General features: G+C 63.6%; 3 protein-coding genes. All 3 read left to right on the top strand.

Features of this window, described 5'->3' with window-relative positions; all coding sequences use genetic code 11:
* On the top strand, window positions 1–452 hold a 452-nt coding region (gene minC / locus AC1DK4_RS40590; RefSeq protein ID WP_477132262.1), incomplete at its 5' end, for a septum site-determining protein MinC.
* Between the two features lie 61 nt (window positions 453–513).
* Window positions 514–1,329, top strand: a complete 816-nt coding sequence (minD, locus tag AC1DK4_RS40585; protein ID WP_441620047.1) for a septum site-determining protein MinD — start codon at window positions 514–516, stop codon at window positions 1,327–1,329.
* A 15-nt stretch (window positions 1,330–1,344) separates the two neighbouring features.
* Window positions 1,345–1,599 carry a cell division topological specificity factor MinE gene (minE, locus tag AC1DK4_RS40580; RefSeq protein ID WP_006164360.1) on the top strand — a complete coding sequence of 85 codons (255 nt, stop codon included), beginning with the start codon at window positions 1,345–1,347 and terminating at the stop codon, window positions 1,597–1,599.
* Window positions 1,600–1,874 lie beyond the last annotated feature (275 nt).

Below are 1,874 nucleotides of genomic sequence, written 5' to 3'. Positions count from 1 at the left end.
GGGCACCGGCCGGCGGGCAGGCGCAAGCCCCGGCCGAGCCGGCTCCCGGGGCGGCCCCGGCGGCGGCTACGGCCGAGGCGGTGGCCGCCACCGTGGCGCAAGCCGCCGCGCGCAGCGTGCCCACCCTGCTGATCGACAAGCCGCTGCGGTCGGGCCAGCAGATCTACGCCGCCGGCGACGTGGTGATCCTCGACCTGGTCAGCTACGGCGCCGAGGTCATCGCCGAAGGCAACATCCATATCTATGCCCCGCTGCGCGGCCGCGCGCTGGCGGGCGTCAAGGGCGACGCGCAGGCGCGCATCTTCTGCACCTGCCTGGAGCCCGAACTGCTTTCCATCGCCGGCATCTACCGCACCGGCGAACTGTCCTTGCCCGCCGATGTGCTGGGCAAGCCCGCCCAGGTAAGGCTGGCCGGGGAAAAACTGATCCTCGAACCGCTCCGGATGAAGTAACACCGCCGCAGAGCACCGACCACAGCAGCGCAAGCTTCAACCATTACTGGATCCAAGAGCCATGGCAAAAATCATCGTTGTGACCTCCGGCAAGGGGGGCGTAGGCAAGACCACCACCAGCGCCAGCTTCTCTGCCGGCCTGGCCCTGCGTGGCCACAAGACTGCCGTGATCGACTTCGACGTCGGCCTGCGCAACCTAGACCTGATCATGGGTTGCGAGCGCCGCGTGGTCTACGACCTGGTCAACGTGGTACAGGGCGAAGCCAACCTGAACCAGGCCCTGATCAAGGACAAGAAGTGCGAGAACCTGTTCATCCTGCCGGCCTCGCAGACGCGTGACAAGGACGCCCTGACCAAGGAAGGCGTGGAGAAGGTCATCAACGGCCTGATCGACATGGGCTTCGAGTTCATCGTGTGCGACTCGCCCGCCGGCATCGAGTCGGGCGCCCTGCTGGCCATGTATTTCGCCGACGAAGCGCTGGTCGTGACCAATCCGGAAGTCTCCTCGGTGCGAGACTCTGACCGCATCCTCGGCATCCTGGCCTCGAAGACCAAGCGCGCCAGCGAAGGCGGCGAGCCGATCAAGGAACACCTGCTGATCACGCGCTACAACCCGAAGCGCGTGCATGGCGGCGAAATGCTGTCGCTGACCGATATCCAGGAGATCCTGCGCATCAAGCTGATCGGCGTGGTGCCGGAATCGGAAGCGGTGCTGCATGCGTCCAACCAGGGCACGCCGGCCATCCACCTGGAAGGCAGCGACGTGGCCGACGCCTATGGCGACGTGGTCGACCGCTTCCTCGGCAAGGACAAGCCGATGCGTTTCACCGACTACCAGAAGCCGGGGCTGCTCTCCCGCATCTTCGGCAACAAGTAAGGAGGGCCTGCCATCATGTCGATTCTGTCCTTCCTGCTCGGCGAGAAAAAGAAATCCGCCTCCGTTGCCAAGGAGCGGCTCCAGATCATCCTCGCCCATGAACGCACCGGCCATTCGGCGCCGGCCGACTATCTGCCCGCCCTGCAACGCGAACTGGTCGCGGTGATTTCGAAATACGTGAAAATCAGTGACCAGGACCTGCGCGTGAGCCTGGAGCGCCAGGACAACCTGGAGGTCCTCGAAGTCAAGATCGAGATCCCGCAGGGCTAGGCGAAGCGCCGCTCCGGGGCTTGCGCGCGCCCCTTTGGCGGTAGGGTTGACAGGTAGCGCCAACGTCATGCGGCGACGCACTAAATTGAGAAATTGTCGCGGCGCCACAACGCTTTATGCACCATTTGCAAGTCTGTGGGCGTTCTGCAACGTTGATTAGTGTCTTAATCTTTTCTGTTTTGTTAAATTTTCGCGGCGTTTACACGAAACGTAAACTCGTCCGCCGCCGCGATCCGGCCGCGGACACGACAGAACAGAAAAGGAGCACTATGAAG

Source organism: Cupriavidus sp. 05N38 (assembly GCF_056397345.1).
Note: the sequence above shows the minus strand (reverse complement) of the source record. Positions and strands in the feature narration are given on the sequence as shown.

What these genes read in the sequence shown, in the direction of transcription:
- minE (WP_006164360.1), top strand. Translation starts at nt 1,345, where the DNA reads ATGTCGATTCTGTCCTTCCTGCTCGGCGAGAAAAAGAAATCCGCCTCC.
- minD (WP_441620047.1), top strand. Translation starts at nt 514, where the DNA reads ATGGCAAAAATCATCGTTGTGACCTCCGGCAAGGGGGGCGTAGGCAAG.